14 protein-coding genes are annotated in these 17,574 nt (G+C 73.5%); 9 read left to right on the forward strand and 5 right to left on the reverse strand.

Annotation, left to right across the window (positions count from 1 at the left end; translation table 11 throughout):
• Positions 1–739 (forward strand): glycosyltransferase family 2 protein (locus tag QR78_RS04025; protein WP_048426215.1); only part of this gene is annotated, 739 nt, incomplete at its 5' end.
• A gap of 12 nt (positions 740–751) precedes the next feature.
• Here the strand turns inward: QR78_RS04025 and QR78_RS04030 are convergent.
• The gene (locus QR78_RS04030; RefSeq protein WP_048426216.1) at positions 752–2,203 is read right to left on the reverse strand and encodes a serine protease; all 1,452 of its coding nucleotides are present in this window, start codon (positions 2,201–2,203) and stop codon (positions 752–754) included.
• A 237-nt stretch (positions 2,204–2,440) separates the two neighbouring features.
• Between QR78_RS04030 and QR78_RS04035 the strand changes: the two genes are divergently transcribed.
• Positions 2,441–7,777, forward strand: a complete 5,337-nt coding sequence (locus tag QR78_RS04035; RefSeq protein ID WP_048426217.1) for an alpha-2-macroglobulin family protein — start codon at positions 2,441–2,443, stop codon at positions 7,775–7,777.
• Between the two features lie 51 nt (positions 7,778–7,828).
• Here QR78_RS04035 and QR78_RS04040 read toward each other — a convergent pair whose 3' ends face one another.
• Positions 7,829–8,509, reverse strand: coding sequence for a spermidine synthase (locus QR78_RS04040; RefSeq protein WP_048426218.1), 681 nt, complete (start codon positions 8,507–8,509; stop codon positions 7,829–7,831).
• A 259-nt stretch (positions 8,510–8,768) separates the two neighbouring features.
• Here QR78_RS04040 and QR78_RS04045 point away from each other — a divergent pair, with 259 nt between their 5' ends.
• The gene (locus tag QR78_RS04045; RefSeq protein WP_048426219.1) at positions 8,769–8,972 is read left to right on the forward strand and encodes a hypothetical protein; all 204 of its coding nucleotides are present in this window, start codon (positions 8,769–8,771) and stop codon (positions 8,970–8,972) included.
• Between the two features lie 285 nt (positions 8,973–9,257).
• Entirely contained in the window at positions 9,258–9,524 is a 267-nt protein-coding gene (locus tag QR78_RS04050) for a hypothetical protein (RefSeq protein ID WP_048426220.1), read from the forward strand.
• Positions 9,525–9,546: 22 nt separating this feature from the next.
• Here the strand turns inward: QR78_RS04050 and QR78_RS04055 are convergent, their stop codons facing one another.
• Positions 9,547–10,440 carry a LysR family transcriptional regulator gene (locus tag QR78_RS04055; protein WP_048426221.1) on the reverse strand — a complete coding sequence of 298 codons (894 nt, stop codon included), beginning with the start codon at positions 10,438–10,440 and terminating at the stop codon, positions 9,547–9,549.
• Between the two features lie 96 nt (positions 10,441–10,536).
• Between QR78_RS04055 and QR78_RS04060 the strand changes: the two genes are divergently transcribed.
• A complete protein-coding gene (locus tag QR78_RS04060) occupies positions 10,537–11,529 on the forward strand; it encodes an aldo/keto reductase (RefSeq protein WP_048426222.1) in 993 nt (330 codons plus the stop codon).
• A 222-nt stretch (positions 11,530–11,751) separates the two neighbouring features.
• On the opposite strand, the gene QR78_RS04065 is transcribed toward QR78_RS04060, so the two are convergent.
• A complete protein-coding gene (locus QR78_RS04065) occupies positions 11,752–12,531 on the reverse strand; it encodes a DUF1499 domain-containing protein (RefSeq protein WP_048426223.1) in 780 nt (259 codons plus the stop codon).
• A 271-nt stretch (positions 12,532–12,802) separates the two neighbouring features.
• On the opposite strand from QR78_RS04065, the gene hisC reads away from it, so the two are divergent.
• From hisC to QR78_RS04085, 4 genes are all read left to right on the forward strand, one after another.
• Positions 12,803–13,915 carry a histidinol-phosphate transaminase gene (gene hisC, locus QR78_RS04070; RefSeq protein WP_048426224.1) on the forward strand — a complete coding sequence of 371 codons (1,113 nt, stop codon included), beginning with the start codon at positions 12,803–12,805 and terminating at the stop codon, positions 13,913–13,915.
• On the forward strand, positions 13,908–14,837 hold the full coding sequence (locus QR78_RS04075; protein ID WP_048426225.1) for a prephenate/arogenate dehydrogenase family protein: 930 nt from the start codon (positions 13,908–13,910) through the stop codon (positions 14,835–14,837). The genes hisC and QR78_RS04075 overlap by 8 nt, the downstream gene beginning before the upstream one ends.
• 134 nt (positions 14,838–14,971) lie before the next feature.
• Complete coding sequence (locus QR78_RS04080; RefSeq protein ID WP_342029885.1) at positions 14,972–16,141, forward strand: patatin-like phospholipase family protein; 1,170 nt, start codon at positions 14,972–14,974, stop codon at positions 16,139–16,141.
• A gap of 20 nt (positions 16,142–16,161) precedes the next feature.
• Positions 16,162–16,890 (forward strand): SDR family oxidoreductase, encoded by a 729-nt coding sequence (locus QR78_RS04085; RefSeq protein ID WP_048426227.1) that lies wholly within the window; start codon positions 16,162–16,164, stop codon positions 16,888–16,890.
• Between the two features lie 139 nt (positions 16,891–17,029).
• Here the strand turns inward: QR78_RS04085 and QR78_RS04090 are convergent, their stop codons facing one another.
• Positions 17,030–17,509: a cupin domain-containing protein gene (locus QR78_RS04090; RefSeq protein ID WP_082171699.1), complete on the reverse strand. Its 480-nt coding sequence runs from the start codon at positions 17,507–17,509 to the stop codon at positions 17,030–17,032.
• Between the last annotated feature and the right edge of the window lie 65 nt (positions 17,510–17,574).

Here is a 17,574-nt window from a genome sequence, read left to right on the forward strand (position 1 = left end):
CCTCGGCGCCACCCTGGCGGCGGTGCGCGACCTGACCGACGACCTGATCGTGGTCGATTCGGGTTCGACCGACGGGACGCAGGCGCTCGCCGCCTCCTACGGCGCCCGGGTGATCGCCCGCGACTGGCCCGGCTACGGGCCGCAGAAGCGCTTCGCCGAGGAGCAGTGCCGCCACGTCTGGATGCTGAACCTCGACGCCGACGAGGTGGTGCCGCCGGAGCTGAACGCCGAGATCCGCCGGCTCTTCGCCGCGGGCGAGCCGCCGCACCCGGCCTACGCAATCGGCATCGCCGAGGTGTTTCCCGGCGAGGTCAGGCCGCACCGCTTCGCCTACACCCTGTGGCCGGTGCGGCTCTACCGCCGCGACCGCGGCCGCTACTCGCCCTCGCCGGTCCACGACCGGGTCGATCTCGACGCGGGCGCCACGATCGGACGGCTGCGCGGCGTGATCCACCACTTCTCGGTCCGCTCGCTCGGCGACCAGCTCGCCAAGCTCAACCGCTATTCCGACCAGCAGGCCGACGACCTGGAAGCGCGGGGCGTACGCCTGCCGACCTGGCGGCTCTTCGTCGAACTGCCGGGCAACTTCCTCAAGGCGTATGTCGGCCGGCGCCACTGCCTGCGCGGCGCCTACGGCTTCCTGCTGGCGATGAACTACGCGATCTCGCGCCACCTGCGGGTCGCCAAGCACTACGAGCGCCGGATCGTCGCCCGCGCGCGGGACAGGCGCCCCGGCTGAGCCCTGCCGGGCTCACGGCCCGCAGCGCAGGGCCACCACCGCCCCGGCGACGCGGCCCGCGATCGCCCCGGCGGTGAGCGGCGGGCCCTCTCCCGCGGGTGAGACCGGCGCCTCCGCCCCGAGCAGCGCCTTCAGTGCCGCCGCCCCGACGAGCGGATGGGTGAGCGGCGGCACGATCCCGGCGACGAGGCGGGGCTGGGCCGGCAGGCGGGCGACGAGGCCGAGGAGGCGCCCCGCCCGGTCGAGGACGGGCGCGCCGGCAGCCCCCGGCTGGAGCGGGGCGAGCACGCCGCCGGCCGCGATCTCGCCGGTCGTCACGGTCGGTCCCTCCGCCCCGGCGGCGATCACGACCACGCTCTCCCCGGGCTTCGGCGGCGCGGCCGCGAGGGCGAGGACCGCACCGAAGGAGGCATGCCCCTCGAGGAGCGCGAGACCCGCGGCCTCGTCGCGCCGTAGGATCCGGGCGGGTTCGCCGGCGATCCGCGGCGCTGGGCAGGAGGCCGGCAGCACCGCGACGACCCGGCGGGGACCGAGGACGATCCCGGTGGCGGCGACAGGCCCGGCGGAAGGGGCGGCCGAGGGTGTCGGTGCCTTGGCGGCGGGGTCCGGCACCGTGGCGGCCACCGGGCGCGGCGGCGGCGGCGCGGTCTCGCCCGGGAAGGGCACGAAGCTGTTGGCGATGGCGATCACCAGCCGGTCCATCTCCCGGGCCGAGCCCTTGTCGTAGGACAGGGTGAAGCCGCGCAGGCCGGCGGTCCCGGCGGCGGTGCGGATGTAGAACTTCCCCGTCGGCGTCTCGCCGGTGACCACCGTGAAGTCCGGGCGCTTGAGGCTGTAGGTCACCTTGCGCTCGGGCGTCGCCGCGGCGGCCTGCGCGTGGAGGGTGTCGAGGTCGGCCTCGCCGGGGGCGTAGGCGCGGGTATCGAGGGTGACGCGTCCGTCCGGGCTCTGCCAGCGGGTGCCGCCGGCGATGCGGCTGCGCTTCGACAGCAGCCGCTCCGGCACCCCCAGGACGAGGCCGGTCGCGGGATCGGCCGCGACGGTGAAGCGCGCGGCCTTCCGGGCGGCCTCCCCGGCCGCCAGCAGAGCCGCGCGAGCGGGATCGTCCAGGATGCCGGTGGCGGCTCCGGCCGCAGCGCCGCCCCGGGACTGCCAGGCCCCGATCGCCTCGTAGGTGCGCCGGCCGAAGGTGCCGGTGACGACGCTGTTGTAGTTTCCGGCCCAGACCAGCGCGTCCTGCACCGCCCGCCGCTCGGCCTCGGGCCGCGCCTCGAAGGCGGCGCGGGCCGCCTCGAAGGCCGGGTCGGGCGCGGTCGGCCCGGCCGGGCGGGGCGCCGGGGCCTTCGCCGCCGTGCCGGCCTGGGGCGAGCCGTGGGAAAGCGGCGCCTGCGCGCGGGCGATGGAGACGCCGCAGGCGAGGAGGGGCAGCAGACCGGCGGCGAGCAGGCGGGCGGGGCGCGGCATCGGGCTCTCCGGAAGATCGTTGCCCGACCTTGGCAGAGGCGGCGCCGGACTTCCAGGGTCCCGCCGGCGTCGCAAACGGGCCGGCAGGCTGGAGCGAAGCAAAGCGTGGTCGGCGCAAGATCTCGCGCCACCGCGAAAGCCCGCGAATTCCATCCGAACCGGCGCGAGGTCGGATTGCACCGCGGCCGCACGCTGCACTAGGCTCCGGCCGGGCGAGGAAATGGGGACAGGCCGGTCATGGCGATCATCACCCGTGTCGGACACGTCGCCGGCTTCCTGGCGGGTCTCTCGGCCACGGTCCTGGCGTTCGGTCCGGCCGCGGCCCAGCAAGCGGCGAGCCCGGCCCCCCGCGGCACCGCCCTGGTCCAGCCGGCACCCAAGAGCCAGGTCCCCAAGAGCCAAGCCCCCAAGAGTTACGTCCGCCCGGCCCTCGCCAGCGAGGCGGTGCGCCTCGAAGCCCGGCTGCAGGGCGAGACCGGGGCGGGAGCGAAGTCCGCCGCGCAGTGGCGCCGCGAGGCGGAGGGCTTGCGGGCGAAGGACGACCTCGACGGGGCCCTCGCCGCCTTCCGCCGCGCCGCCGTGGCCGAGCCGGCCGATTGGCGCACCTGGTACGCCCTCGCCGAGGCCGCCAACGGCGCCGAGAACGATGATGACGATACCAACCAGAAGTTGAAGGCGGAGGCCCGGGCCGGCGCCTACCTGGCCTACCAGCGCGCCGCCTCGCCCGCCGACGAGGCCAAGGCCCTGGCGCTGCTCGGCGCCGCCCAGGCCAAGCAGGAGAGCTGGCGCCCGGCGCTCGAGGCCTACGCGGCGAGCCTGGCGCTCGCCCGCGACGCGGAGACCGCCAAGACCTACGAAGCCTTGCGCGACGCCCACGGCTTCCGGGTGCTCGACTACAAGGTCGATTCCGACGCCGCCGCACCGCGGGCCTGCTTCACCTTCTCGGAGGCCCTCGACCCGAAGACCGAGATCGCGCCCTTCGTCGCCGTGTCGGGCACCGGGGACGCCGCCGTGACGGCGCAGGGGCAGCAGGTCTGCGTCGACGGCCTGCGCCACGGCGAGCGCTACGGGGTGGTGCTGCGCCAGGGCCTGCCGTCGAGCGTCGGCGAGAGCCTGCGCAAAGCCGCCGATTACGACCTCTACGTCCGCGACCGCAGCCCGCAGGCCCGCTTCACCGGGCGCAACTACGTGCTGCCCCGCACCGGCCAGGCCGGGGTGCCGCTCGTCTCGGTCAACGCCCCGAAGCTCGACGTCGAGGTGGTGCGGATCGGCGACCGCGGCCTCCTGCCGGCGCTCCGCTCCGACGAGTTCCTGTCGCAGCTCTCCGGCTCGGGCCTGCGCACCATCGCCCGCGAGCGCGGCGTGCCGGTCTGGAAGGGCACGCTCGACACCGCGCCCGCGGAGGTGAACCGCGAGGCGGTGACGGCCTTCCCGGTGCTCCAGGCGGTCGGCAGGATCGAGCCCGGCCTCTACGTGATGACGGCGCGCCCGAGCGGCACCGCGGCGCTCGCCGACGAGGAGGGCGGCTACGAGACGGAAGCGACGCAGTGGTTCGTGGTCTCGGATCTCGGGCTCACCGCCTTCAAGGGCCCGGACGGAATCCATGTGCTCGCCCGCTCCCTCGCCTCGGCCGGGGTGCTGAAGGGGGCGGAGATCCGCCTCGTCGCCCGCAACAACGAGGTGCTGGCGACCCGCGCCACCGACGCCCAAGGCCACGCCGCCTTCGATCCGGGGCTCGCCCGCGGCGAGGGCGGGGCGGCGCCGAGCCTCGTCGTGGCGCGGCTCGGCGAGGATTACGGCTTCCTCGACCTCTCGCTCGGCGCCTTCGACCTCGCCGATCGCGGCGTGAAGGGCCGGCCGGCGCCGGGCGCGGCCGAGGCCTACCTCTACCCCGAGCGCGGGGTCTACCGCTCCGGCGAGACGGTGCAGCTCACCGCGCTCCTGCGCGACGCCAAGGGCGCGGCGATCCCGAACCTGCCCCTCACCCTGGTGGCCAGGCGGCCGGACGGGGTCGAATACCGCCGGGTCCAGGCGCCGGACGGCGGCCTGGGGGGCCGCGCGGTCTCGCTGCCGCTGCTCCCCGGGGCGCAGGCCGGCACCTGGCGGGTCGCGGCCTACACCGACCCGAAGGCGGCGCCAGTCGGCGAGGCGAGTTTCCTGGTCGAGGATTACGTCCCCGAGCGCCTCGACGTGACCCTGACGCCGGCCGAAGCGGCCCTCCAACCGGGCGAGCCCGCGACGGTCGCGGTGAGCGCGCGCTACCTCTACGGCGCCCCCGGGGCCGGCCTCTCCGTCACCGGCGCGGTCGCGGTCGCGGTGCAGCCGGCCGCCCGCACCGGCATCAAGGGCTTCGAGGACTTTTCCACCGGCCTCGACGACGAACGCATCGAGCCGGTGACGGCGGAACTCGACGCTCCGGTCACCACCGACCCGCAGGGACGCGCCAGCGTGCGGGCGCCGGTGCCGGGAATCGGCGGGCCGCGGCCGTTCGAGGCCAAGGTGTCGCTCCAGGTCGGCGAGCCCGGCGGCCGGGCGGTGCAGCGCAGCGTGACGCTGCCGATCCTGCCGGCGGGCCCGGTGCTGGGGATCAGGAAGACCTTCGGGACCCTGCGGGAGGGGGCGAGCGCGACCTTCGAGGTCGCCGCCGCACGGCCCGACGGCACGCGGCTCGCCGGCGAAGCGACCTGGACGCTGCTGCGGGTCGAGCGGCGCTACCAATGGTACCGGGCCGACGGGCGCTGGGCCTACGAGCCGGTGAAGACCACCACCAAGGTCGCCAACGGTCGCGCGGCCCTGGAAAGCGGTGTACCGGCAAAGCTCGCGATGCCGGTCGATCTCGGCACCTACCGGCTGGAGGTGCGGGCGCCCGGATTCGAGGCCGCGAGCCTGTCGTTCGGCGTCGGCTGGAACGGGGGCGAGAGCGCCGATGCGCCCGATCTCCTCGATCTCACCCTCGACCGCGAGTCCTACGCCTCCGGCGCCACCCTGAAGGCGCAGCTGCGGCCGCGCTTTGCCGGCACCGCCACCGTCGCGGTGGTGAGCGACAAGGTGCAGGAAATCCGCACCCTCGACCTGCCGGCCTCGGGGGCCACCGTCGAGATCCCGGTGAAGCCGGAATGGGGCGCGGGGGCCTACCTCGTCGCCACCGCCTACCGGCCCCTCGACCAGGCGGCCAAGCGCCTGCCCGGCCGGGCGATGGGGCTGGCCTGGTTCGGGATCGACCGGGACGCCCGCACCCTCGGGGTGGCGCTCGAGGCGCCCGAAAAGGTGCGGCCCCGGGGCGAGCTGCGCCTGCCGATCCGCCTCACCGGGCTCAAACCCGGCGAGGAGGCCCGGGTGGCCGTGGCGGCGGTCGATGTCGGCATCCTCAACCTGACCCGCTACGCCGCCCCCGACCCGTTCGGGTTCTTCTTCGGCCAGAAGGCGCTCTCGGCCGAGATCCGCGACCTCTACGGCTACCTGATCGACGGGATGCAGGGCACGCTCGGCGCCATCCGCTCCGGGGGCGATGCCGGCGGCGCCGAGCTCGACGGGGCACCGCCCGCCCAGGCGCCGCTTGCCCGCTATTCGGGTGTCGTCACGGTGGGGCCGGACGGGCGGGCCGAGGTGAGCTTCCCCCTGCCGGCCTTCAACGGCACCGCCCGGGTGATGGTGACGGCCTGGAGCGCCGCGCGCGTCGGCGCGGCCTCCGCCGACGTGGTGATCCGCGATCCGGTGGTGGCGAGCGGCACCCTGCCGCGCTTCCTCGCCGTCGGCGACCGCTCGCGCCTCCACGTCGCCCTCGACAATGTCGAGGGGCCGGCGGGCGAGTACGCGGTCGACGTCGACCTCGCCGGCCCGGCCATCGCGCCGGCCGGCGCGCTGACCCGCTCCCTGCCCCTCGCGGCGGGCGGGCGCGCCAGCGTCGAGATTCCCCTCACCGCCGCCGGGCCGGGCCTCGCCCGGGTCGATCTGCGGCTGACCGGCCCGGGGCTGACCGAACCCGCCGGCCAGAGCTTCGCGCTGGCGATCCAGCCCGGGACCGGCACGCTCCTGCGCCGGGAGGTCCGCACCCTGGAGCCCGGTGCCAGCCTGACCCTCTCGGGCGATCTCCTCGCCGAGGTGATCCCCGGCACCGGCGCGGTGACGCTCGCGGCCTCGCCCCTGTCGGGCATCGACGTGCCGGCCCTGCTCCAGGCCCTCGACCGCTATCCCTACGGCTGCACCGAGCAGGTGGTGAGCCGGGCCCTGCCGCTCCTCTCGGTCAACCGCCTGGCGGCGCTCTCCCAGCTCGGCCTCGACGGCACCGCCGACGAGCGGGTGCGGAATGCGATCGACCGGGTGCTGACCCGCCAGGATGCGAGCGGCGCCTTCGGGCTATGGTCGGCCGGGAATGCCGAGGATCTCTGGCTCACCGCCTACGCCACCGACTTCCTCACCCGGGCGAAGGAGAAGGGGTTTGCGGTCCCGCCGACGGCGCTGACCCTCGCCCTCGACCGGCTGCGCAATACGGTGGCGAACGCCAACGACGTGACCGAGGGCGGCCTCGACCTCGCCTACGCGGCCTACGTGCTCGCCCGCAACGGCCGGCCGGTGATGGGGGACCTGCGCTACCTCGCCGACACCAAGCTCGCGGCCTTCGCGACGCCCCTCGCCCGCGGCCAGATCGCCGCGGCGCTGGCGCTCCTCGGCGACCGGACCCGGGCCCGCACCGCCTTCGAGGCGGCGGTGGCGGCGCTCAAGGCGGAGCGCGACGCCGGCACCTACCGGGCCGATTACGGCTCGCGCCTGCGCGACGGCGCCGGGCTGATCGCGCTCGCCGCCGAGACCGGCATCGCCCGCGACGCGATCGGGCCGCTCGGCACCGTCGTCGGCGAGGAGCGGACCTCCGGCCGGGCGACCAGCACCCAGGAACAGGCCTGGATGGTGCTGGCGGCCGCCGAGCTCGCCAAGGACACCGCAAAGGACACGGCGAAGGAGGCGCCCGCCCTCGCCCTCGACGGCGCGCCGGTGGCGGGCGCGCTCTATCGTACCTTCCCGGGGGCGGCGCTGGACGCCAAGCCCGTGACGGTGACGAACCGCGGCAGCACCCCGGTGCCGATCACCCTCGGCATCTCCGGCAACCCGGCTCTGCCCGAGCCCGCCGCCGCCAAGGGCTACACGATCGAGCGCAGCTACCACCGCCTCGACGGCAGCCCGGCCGACCTCGCCCAGCTGCGCCAGAACGACCGGCTGGTGGTGGTCCTGAAGGTGACCGAGGCCAAGGCCAGCGCCGGGCGCCTCCTCCTCGTCGACCGCCTGCCGGCGGGCCTCGAGATCGACAACCCGAAGCTCCTCGACGCCGACGCCACCGCCGGTCTCGCCTGGGCGAAGTCCGACGTGAAGCCCACCCATACCGAGTTCCGCGACGACCGCTTCGTCGCGGCCTACGACCGCGACCCGAGCCAGTCCGCCTTCTTCAGCGTCGCCTACACGGTGCGGGCGGTGACGCCGGGCCGCTACGTCCACCCGGCGGCGACGATCGAGGACATGTACCGGCCCGAGCGCTACGGCCGCACCGCCTTCGGCACGCTGGAGGTCGGTGGGGCGCGGTAGGAACGATCCGGGATGGCGCGCCGGCCCGCGGATCCGCCGCGGGCCGGGCCGTCATCGCGCCGCGCCCAGCTTCTCGCCGATCCAGACCACGTGCCGGCCGCCACTGCCGGCCGAGCGCACCTTGTGCTCCTCGACCATGAAGCCGCCGCGCTGGAACCGGGCCTTGAACTTGCGGTCGGGGCGCTCCGACCAGACCCCGAGCAGGCCGCCCGGACTGAGGGCCCGATGCGCCCGGCCGAGGCCGGCCACGTCGTAGAGCCGGTCGTTGGTCTGCTGGACCAGCCCCTCCGGGCCGTTGTCGACATCGAGCAGGATGGCGTCGTAGGCGCCAGGCCCGTCCTGGATCACGTGGTGGACATCGGTCTCGCGCAGGGTGACGCGGGGATCGTCGAGGCTGCCGGCGAAGAGATGGGCGAGCGGACCCCGCGCCCAGGCGGCGACGGCGGGCACCAGCTCGGCGACGACGACCTCCGCATCCGGAGCGAGTTCGCTCAACGCCGCCCGCAGAGTGAAGCCCATGCCGAGCCCGCCGATCAGCACCCGGGGACGCCGCCACTCGCGCAGGCGGCCGCAGGTCAGGGTGGCGAGCGCCCGCTCCGAGCCGCTGCGGCGGCTGTTCATCAGCTCGATCGAATCGACCACGATCGCGAACTCGTCGCCGCGCTGCATCAGGCGGAGCGACGAGGTCTCGCCGGGGATCGGGCTGGTGTCGAGGTGAACCCAGGGGATCAAGGATCGGACTCCATCGGGACCGCGCCGGGCGGCGCCGGGTCGCGATCGGGCATCGGGAAACGCGGGGGAACGCGGGGGCAGGCGTGCCGGATCGTCGGCGGACGGCCGCGAACGCGGTGCGGGCGGAGCGCCGGGATTGGGGCCGGCTATCGCACGGCGCGCCCCGCCCCGTCGAGCGGCGGTCCCTCCCGCATTCTCTCCGCCTTTCGGGCGCGCGAAGGTGTGTCCTCGGCCGCGGTTCCGTGCCATAAACCCCGAGATGAGCGAGAACGAATTCTATCCCTTCACCATCGAGGTGGCCCCCCTGACCAGCCCGAAAGGAAAGTTCGGCTGGGCGATCCGCAAACACGGCAAGCTGCTCGAGCGGTCAGACCGTCCGCATGACAGCGAGGAGCGGGCCTATGCCAGCGCCACCGCCGCCGTGGAGCGCGCCTTCCGCCCCGCCGATCCGCGCCGCCGCTGAGGCCGCAGGCCCCGCTGCGCGATGGGGAGCGGCCCGGCCCGGCCGGACGCTCCATGGATGGGCGCTGCTCGCGAGACAAAGAGTTTCGCCTTGTCAATGATCATGACATCGTTCATGATCAAACCGTCGATGCGCGGCTGGATTTTCTTGATTTTCGTTGCCTGGAAGACAAGGCGACGGCGTCGAAACATCCTCCCGGCGTGATCGCGAAATCTGTCCAGCGGCACCGATCGCGGGCAGAGTGCCCCCGGGCGGGTCCGCATTTCCGCCACCGGAGGACCAGCCGTGGCCAAGATGTTCATCACCGGCTCCGCCCAGAGCCCCTCGACCGAGGAGTTCAAGGCGCGCATCGCGCGGCTCTCGGCGATGCCGGTCCACACCGCATCCTCGGCGAATGCCCGCAAGAACCGGCCCTCCAAGCCCGGCTTCGGCAAGTCGTTCCCGCAGGACTCGGCCGAAGCACGAGAGCCGACCGAGACGGACGATACCCCGGAGGCCTCCGCCGAGGGCGAGGGCGAGGGCGCGGAGAATGCCGAGAAGGACGCCGACTAGATCCTGCGCGCGGGCGCGTCCGTCACGGCTCCGCCCGCCGCACCAGGTCGAGGAAGGCCCTGAGCGGCGCCGGCACCTGCCGGCGCCCCGGATAGTAGAGGTGGAAGCCCGGAAAGGGCGGACACCACGCCTCCAGGAGCCGCACCAGGCGGCCGGACGCGAGATCGGCGGCGACCTCGGCTTCGAAGACGAGGCCGAGACCGATCCCGTCGAGGGCGGCGAGGCGGATGAGATCCTGGTCCCCGAGGATCAGCGGCCCGTCGAGATCGAGGGCCGCTACGACGCCGTCGCGCTCCAGCTCCCACGCGAACAGGCCGCCGCCGGGAAAGCGCTGGCGCAGGCAGGCATGGCCGGCGAGGTCCCCCGGCCCCCGCGGCATCCCGTGCGCCGCCAGGTAGGCGGGCGCCGCGACGACGGCGAAGCGCTGCGGCCCGCCGAGCGGCACCGCCACCATGTCGAGAGCGACGCGCTCGCCGAACCGCACCCCGGCATCGAAGCCCTCCCCGACGATGTCGCTGAGCGCGTCGTCGTTCGCGACCTCGACCCGGATCCCGGGATGCGCCGAGAGGAACCGGGCGACGAGCGGCCGCAGCACCAGACGGCAGGCGCTGTGCGGCGCGTTGAGCCGCAGGGTCCCGGTGGGCCGCCCGGCCGACGCGGAGGCCTCGGTCACCGCCTGCGCGATCTCGTCGAGAGCGGGACCGAGCCGCTCGAGCAGGGCGGCGCCGGCCTCGGTCGGGGCGACGCTGCGGGTGGTGCGGTTGAGGAGACGCACGCCCATTCGCTCCTCCAGGCCCCGCAGGGCGTGGCTCAGGGCCGAGGGCGATAGGCCGAGCGCGGCCGCCGCACGCCGGAAGCTGCGGTGATGGGCCACCGCCGCGAAGGCCGCGAGATCGGAGAGGTCGGCGCGGACCATTGGTGAACACCGCTCATCGGTTCATGCGGGACGGCGCAGCTTATCCGGCGGACGCCGGAACGCCAGATCGGGGCGGTCCGCCAGGAGGATCCATCCATGCGACGACGCTCCCTCGGCCGCTCCGGCCTCACCGTCTCCGCCCCCGGCCTCGGCTGCATGGGCTTTTCGGAATTCTACGGTCCGACCGACGAGGCGGCGGCACCGGCCGCCCTCGCGGCCGCCCTCGACCTCGGCTACGATTTCCTCGACACCGCGGACATGTACGGCCACGGCCGCAACGAGACCCTGATCGGCGGCGTGCTGCAGGGCCGCCGCGACCGGGTGGTCGTCGCGACGAAGTTCGGCATCGTGCGCGAGCCGGGCTCGGGCGCACGGCGGATCGACAACAGCCCCACCTATCTCACGGCGGCCTGCGAGGGATCCCTGCGCCGCCTCGGCGTCGAGACCATCGACCTCTACTACTGCCACCGCCGCGACCCGGCGGTGCCGGTGACCGAGATGGTCGGTGCCATGGCCCGCCTCGTCGAGGCCGGCAAGGTGCGGGCGCTCGGCCTGTCGGAGGTTTCGCCCGAGACCCTGCGGGCCGCCCACGCGGTCCATCCGATCGCCGCGGTGCAGACGGAGTATTCGCTGTGGAGCCGGGAACCGGAATCCGGCCTGATCGAGACCTGCCGGAAGCTCGGGGTCGCGCTCGTCGCCTATTCGCCGCTCGGCCGCGGATTCCTGACGGGCCAAGTCGACGTCGCGACGCTCGCACCGGACGATTTCCGCCGCAGCAACCCACGCTTCCAGGGCGCGGCGCTCGACCGCAACCGCCGCCTCGCCGAGGCACTGTGCGCCTTCGCCCGTGCGCGCGGCGCCACGGCCGGCCAGGTCGCGCTCGCGTGGCTGATGACCCGGACCCCGCACGTCGTCCCGATCCCCGGCACGCGCCGGCCCGAGCGCCTGGCCGAGAACGCCGCCGCGGCCGACGTGATGCTGACCCCGGCCGACATCGCGGCACTCGACGATCTCTTCGCTCCCGGCGCGGCGGCGGGCGCCCGCTACCCCGAGGGCGGGATGGCGGGCATCGAGAGCGCGGCCGGCTAGAGCGCTTCACGATCGCGTTGCAATCGCGAAGCTCTCTAAGTCTTTGTTTTGCCCCATTTTCTTCGAAGAACCGGCATCCACTTCGTCGGAAAATGCTCTAAGCAGATTCCGCCGAAGCGGACATCGGTTCGGCGGCAAAAATCTGCGACGAAACGAGAACCTAAGCGGGCGAAGCGTTGGCCTGCCAACGCAAGTCTGCTTCAGCGGGAGCGGCCCGGCGCCTCACTTCATCGCGAGGGCGAGGTTGCCGATCTCGTCGAGATAGGCGCGGATGTGATCGGCGTTCTGGCCGTAGTCGCGGTCGCCGAAGCGGGTCGAGGAGCGCACGTCGATGCGGGTGCCGTCGGCCCGCGGGTGCAGCCGCACCGTGACGTCGTAGGGCAGGCCGAGCAGGCGCGAGCGCACCACCGCCTCGATACGGCCGTTACCCACCCGTCCGCCGGGCTTGTAGGATTCGACCACCTGCCACTTGCGGTTCTGCGCCGCCTTCAGGGCGAGCGCGAAGGCTTCGTCGGGCCCGAGATCGAGGGTCAGCGGGGCGATCTGCGGGTAGGCCTCGCGCTGGAGCGCCCGGGCCGCCGGGCTCGAATCCCGCGGCAGGCGCCAGCCCCGCGCCACCCAGGCGGCGCGGGATCGCGAAAAGGCCGGCGGGTTCTCGATGTCGGTCGAGACGTCGGTGAGCGGCGGCAGCATCGCTCCGCGCACGGTCATGTAGGCCGGATAGGCCAGGACCAGGGCGGCGAGCAGAAGCCCCCCGACCGCGATGCCCAGCCCCCGCGCGCCCTCGCGCCAGATCCGCACGAAGGCCGCGAGCGCGAGCAGCACCGCCAGAGCCGCGAGCCCGACCCCGGAGCCCAGCACCGCCAGCGCCGCGTCGGTCTCCGCCCGCGGGTCGCGCACCAGGACGAGGGCGATGGCGACCACCGCGAGGGAGAACCAGGCGAGGCGCAAGGACCAGGGCGCCGCCCGGGTGACGGGCTCCTCGAGGATCAGGCGACGCATGAGGCGGAGAATCGAGAGGGGCGGCGCATGATCCGGCGGGGTCCGGCCGCGCCGGGATGGGCGGCATCGCCCCCCGGGTGTATCGCCCCGCGGCGGCGGACGCTACCGGCCGCGCCTGCGGCGCACCGGCGAATCGGGGGCGGGCGGAATCCAGGACGCCCCCTGCCCTGCGCGGCCCGGCGCACAGCCCTGCTCCGGCGCCGTTTCCCAAACCGCCGACTTGTTCTAGACGGCATCAGGTTCTCTTCGTTCCCCGAGCCCAGGTCCGCCCATGTCCGCCGCCCTCCGCCCCGTCCCGCGCCCCGGTGTCCTCGAGATCGAGGCCTACGTTCCGGGCAAGAGCGCGGCGCCGGCCGGCGTGAAGCTCCACAAGCTGTCTTCGAACGAGACCCCGATGGGCCCGAGCCCGGCGGCGATCGCGGCGATGCAGGAGACGGCGGGGCATCTGGAGCTCTATCCCGACGGCTCGGCGGCCAAGCTGCGTCAGGCGATCGCGCAGAAGTACGGCCTCGACCCGGAGCGCATCGTCTGCGGTGCCGGCTCGGACGAGCTGCTGTCGCTCCTCACCTACGCCTATATGGGCCCGGGCGACGAGGGCGTCTATTCGCAGTACGGCTTCCTCGTGTACCGCATCGCCATCCTGGCGGCGGGGGGCACGCCGGTGGTGGTGCCCGAGCGCGACCACACGGCCGATGTCGACGCGATCCTGGCGGCGGTGACGGACAAGACCCGCATCGTCTACCTCGCCAATCCCAACAACCCGACCGGCACCTACCTGCCCTTCGACGAGGTGCGCCGGCTGCACGCCGGCCTGCCCAAGACCGTCCTACTGGTGCTCGACGCGGCCTATGCCGAGTACGTCCGGCGCAACGACTACGCGGCCGGCCTCGAACTGGTGGCCGAGTCCGAGAACGTGGTGATGACCCGCACCTTCTCGAAGGTGTACGGGCTCGCCGCGCTCCGCATCGGCTGGATGGTGGCGCCCGCCGCCATCGCCGACGCGGTCAACCGCATCCGCGGTCCGTTCAACCTGGGCGCGGCGTCGATCGCCGCCGGCGCCGCCGCGGTGGCCGACGACGCCCACATCGCCGCCGCGGTGGCGCATAACGACGCCTGGCTGCCGAAGGTGACGCGGGCGCTGGAAGGCCTCGGCCTGACCGTGACGCCGAGCGTCGGCAACTTCGTGCTGATCCACTTCCCGGAGACCGCCGGGCGCAGCGCGGCCGACGCCGACGCCTACCTCACCGCCCGCGGGATGATCCTGCGCCGGGTCGCGGCCTACGGCCTGCCGAACGCGCTGCGCATGACCATCGGCACCGCCGAGGCCAACGAGGCCGTGGTCGCGGCGCTCACCGCCTTCGTGAAGGGCGAGCCGCGTGGCTGAGCCGTTCCGGCGCCTGGCGCTCGTCGGCCTCGGGCTGATCGGCTCCTCCCTCGCCCGGGGCGCCCGGGCGGGTGGCCTCGCGCGCGAGATCGTCGCGATCGACCGCGACGAAGGGGTGATCGAGCGCGTGCGGGCGCTCGGCCTCGCCGATACGGCGACGACCGACCTCGCCGCCGGGGTCGCGGGGGCCGACCTCGTGATCCTGTGCGTGCCGGTCGGCGCCATCGGGGCGGTGGCGGCCGAGATCGCCGGGGCGCTCGCCCCCGGGGCGATCCTGTCCGACGTCGGCTCGGTCAAGGCCGCGGTGGTGGCCTCCGCCACCCCCCACCTGCCGGACGGCGTGAGCTTCGTGCCCGCCCACCCGGTCGCCGGCACCGAGCATTCGGGGCCGGATGCGGGCTTTGCCAGCCTGTTTCACGGCCGCTGGTGCATCCTCACCCCGCCGGAGGGCACCGACCCCGCGGCGGTGGCGCGGGTGCGCGCGTTCTGGGAGGGCCTGGGTTCGGTGGTCGAGACGATGAGTCCGGCGCATCACGATCTGGTGCTCGCGATCACCAGCCATGTCCCGCACCTCATCGCCTACAACATCGTCGGCACCGCCGCCGACCTTGAGACCGTGACCCAGTCCGAGGTGATCAAGTTCTCGGCCGGCGGCTTTCGCGACTTCACCCGCATCGCCGCCTCCGACCCGACGATGTGGCGCGACATCTTCCTCACCAACAAGGAGGCGGTGCTGGAGATGCTGGGCCGCTTCAACGAGGACCTGTCGGCGCTCGCCCGCGCGATCCGCTGGGACGACGGCGAGGCGCTGCACGCGCTCTTCACCCGCACCCGGGCGATCCGCCGCGGCATCGTCGCCATGGGCCAGGAGACCGCCGAGCCGGATTTCGGGCGCCGCGCCGGCCCCAAGGCGGCGGAGTGAGGCTCGGGCGGAACCGTTCCGCCTCTCAAGCTTTGCCATAAGCGTTGCCGTTTCGTCGCGTTCGTCGGATACTCCCGGTGAGGCGGCTGGGTGAAACTCGTGGTGTGATGATCGTGTCTCGTCGATCGACCTGGATGCGCGGCCTGGCGGTGGCCCTGATCGGGGCGCAGGCGGCCGCCTGCGCGTCGCTGCCGCGCACGCCCTACACCGCGGCGGAAGCCGCAACCGCCACCGTGCCGGGCCAACAGGCCGACATCCGCTTCTGGGCCGACGGCTCGGCCCGCAGCTTCGCGGCGGTGGCCGACCGGGTGAAGGCCTCGCGCGAGCCGTTCAGCTACCTCGCCCTCTCTGGCGGCGGCGGCGACGGGGCCTACGGCGCCGGCGTGCTCAACGGCTGGAGCGAGACCGGCAAGCGGCCGACCTTCACGATGGTGTCGGGCGTATCGACCGGCGCGCTGATCGCCCCCTTCGCGTTCCTGGGGCCGGCCTATGACGGCTACCTGCGCCAGATCTACACCAGCGGCGAGGCCGCGACCCTGGTGCGCTCGCCCAACCCCCTCAACGTGCTGACCGGCGACGGCCTGTTCGGCGATGCGCGCCTGCGCGACCTCGTCGGGCGCTACGTCACGCCCGACCTGCTGGCGGCGGTGGCCGAGGAGCACCGCAAGGGCCGGCGCCTCCTCGTCGTCACCACCAACCTCGATTCGCAGCGCGCCGTGATCTGGGACATGGGCGCCATCGCGGCGAGCGGCCAGCCCAATGCCGTCGACCTCTTCCGCGACGTGCTGACGGCGTCCGCCAGCGTGCCGGCGGTCTTCCCGCCGATGCTGATCGACGCCCAGGCCGGTAACCACGCCTTCCAGGAGATGCATGTCGACGGCTCGGTGGTGACGCCGGTCTTCACCCTGCCCGAGGCCTTCCTGACCCAGGACGGGCGCATCGCCGCGAGCCACGGCAAGCCCAACATCTACGTCGTCATCAACGGCCGCATCGAGCCGAGCTTCGACGTGGTGCAGAACGGTACCCTGCCGATCGCCGTCCGCTCGCTCTCGACGGTCGGCCGCTCCCGCGCCCGGGCGACGCTGGCCAGCACCCAGGCCTTCGCCCGCCGCAACGGCATGGGCTTCAACGTGACCTATATCGACCGGCGCATCCCCGAGGTCCCGGCCTCGCAGGGCTTCGACACCGCCTATATGCGCAAGCTCTACGACGACGGGTACCAGAAGGGCAGCAGCGGCACCGTGTGGCAGTCCAGCCTGCCGCGCGACGGCGAGCCGGCCGTCCCCACGCTGGCCCTGCGGTAGCCGGAGCAAAGGGGAAGACCGTGGCAGGCGAACTGGACGGCAAGGTCGCGGCGGTCACCGGCGCGGCCTCTGGGATCGGGCTCGCCAGCGCCGAGGCGATGCTCGCGGCAGGCGCCCGCGTGGTGCTGGTCGACCGGGACGAGGCGGCCCTGACATCGCTGTGCGCCCGGCACGGCGAGGCGGCGATCCAGCTTCCCCTCGACCTCCTCGATCCCGCCGCCTGCGCCGGGCTGCTACCACGGATCCTGGACGCCGCCGGCCAGCTCGACATCCTGCATGCCAATGCAGGCACGTACGTCGGCGGCGACCTCGTCGACAACGAGTCGGCGGCGATCGACCGGATGCTGAATCTCAACGTCAACGTCGTGATGAAGAACGTCCACGACGTGCTGCCGCACATGATCGCCCGCGGCTCTGGCGACATCATCGTGACGAGCTCGCTCGCCGCCCACTACCCGACGCCGTGGGAGCCGGTCTACGCTTCGTCGAAATGGGCGATCAACTGCTTCGTCCAGACGACCCGGCGGCAGGTGTTCAAGCACGGCATCCGCGTCGGCGCGATCTCGCCCGGCCCGGTGGTCACCGCGCTCCTCGCCGACTGGCCGCCCGAGAAGCTGGCGGAGGCCCGCGCCTCCGGCAGCCTGCTCGAGCCCGAGGAGGTGGCGAACGTGGTGATGTTCATGCTGACGCGCCCGCGCGGCATGACGATCCGCGACGTGGTGATGCTGCCGACGAACTTCGATTTGTAAGAGCCTTCCTGCAAGCAGATCGATGCGACGTTCCTGTCAGCCGCTACGTCATTACGGGCTCCGCTGCGCGGCCCCGGAATGACCCTGCGCGTTGGCAAGGCGAATGGCCTGCCAAAGGAAGACGGACGGCGCGATCCGCTCACTCCCCCGAGCCGTACCAGGTGAAGTGCTTCTTGATCGGCGCGATCACCTCCCAGGTCCCCGAAAAACCCTTGGGCGTCACGAAGGCGTCGCCGGCCCGGTAGGTCCGGGCGGTGCCCTCGGCGTCGGTGACGACCACCACGCCCTCCAGGATCTGGATGAACTCGGCCCGGCCGAAATCGATTCGGAACGTGCCGACCTCGCAGGTCCAGATGCCGGCGGCGAACAGGCCGTCGGGGCTGGTGTAGATGTAGGTCGCGGTCTGGACCGGATTGCCCGACAGGATGTGCGAGCGCGGCCACGAATAGGGCTCGGCCGGGGGTTGCACGGCCGGGAAATCGACCGTGCGCTGCACGGGCCCATCGAGGAGCGGCGGAACGGAGCGCGACCGGAACGGAATCATGCGCGCGAGCGGCATGGCGCCGAGATAGGCCAGGACCGGCCCGGACGCGGTGATGAGCTGCTTGAGAATTCCCATGGCCTCGCCTCGTTGCCGAGCAACACGCCGGCGGCCACTTGAGGCCCGACACCCTTAACGGCGGG

The organism is Methylobacterium indicum (assembly GCF_001043895.1).
GTDB lineage: Bacteria > Pseudomonadota > Alphaproteobacteria > Rhizobiales > Beijerinckiaceae > Methylobacterium > Methylobacterium indicum.

Coding starts and splice junctions, on each gene's coding strand:
- QR78_RS04055 (WP_048426221.1), bottom strand. CDS start 10,440: ATGGTCCGCGCCGACCTCTCCGATCTCGCGGCCTTCGCGGCGGTGGCC.
- QR78_RS04035 (WP_048426217.1), top strand. CDS start 2,441: ATGGCGATCATCACCCGTGTCGGACACGTCGCCGGCTTCCTGGCGGGT.
- QR78_RS04065 (WP_048426223.1), bottom strand. CDS start 12,531: ATGCGTCGCCTGATCCTCGAGGAGCCCGTCACCCGGGCGGCGCCCTGG.
- hisC (WP_048426224.1), top strand. CDS start 12,803: ATGTCCGCCGCCCTCCGCCCCGTCCCGCGCCCCGGTGTCCTCGAGATC.
- QR78_RS04045 (WP_048426219.1), top strand. CDS start 8,769: ATGAGCGAGAACGAATTCTATCCCTTCACCATCGAGGTGGCCCCCCTG.
- QR78_RS04030 (WP_048426216.1), bottom strand. CDS start 2,203: ATGCCGCGCCCCGCCCGCCTGCTCGCCGCCGGTCTGCTGCCCCTCCTC.
- QR78_RS04060 (WP_048426222.1), top strand. CDS start 10,537: ATGCGACGACGCTCCCTCGGCCGCTCCGGCCTCACCGTCTCCGCCCCC.
- QR78_RS04080 (WP_342029885.1), top strand. CDS start 14,972: ATGCGCGGCCTGGCGGTGGCCCTGATCGGGGCGCAGGCGGCCGCCTGC.
- QR78_RS04090 (WP_082171699.1), bottom strand. CDS start 17,509: ATGGGAATTCTCAAGCAGCTCATCACCGCGTCCGGGCCGGTCCTGGCC.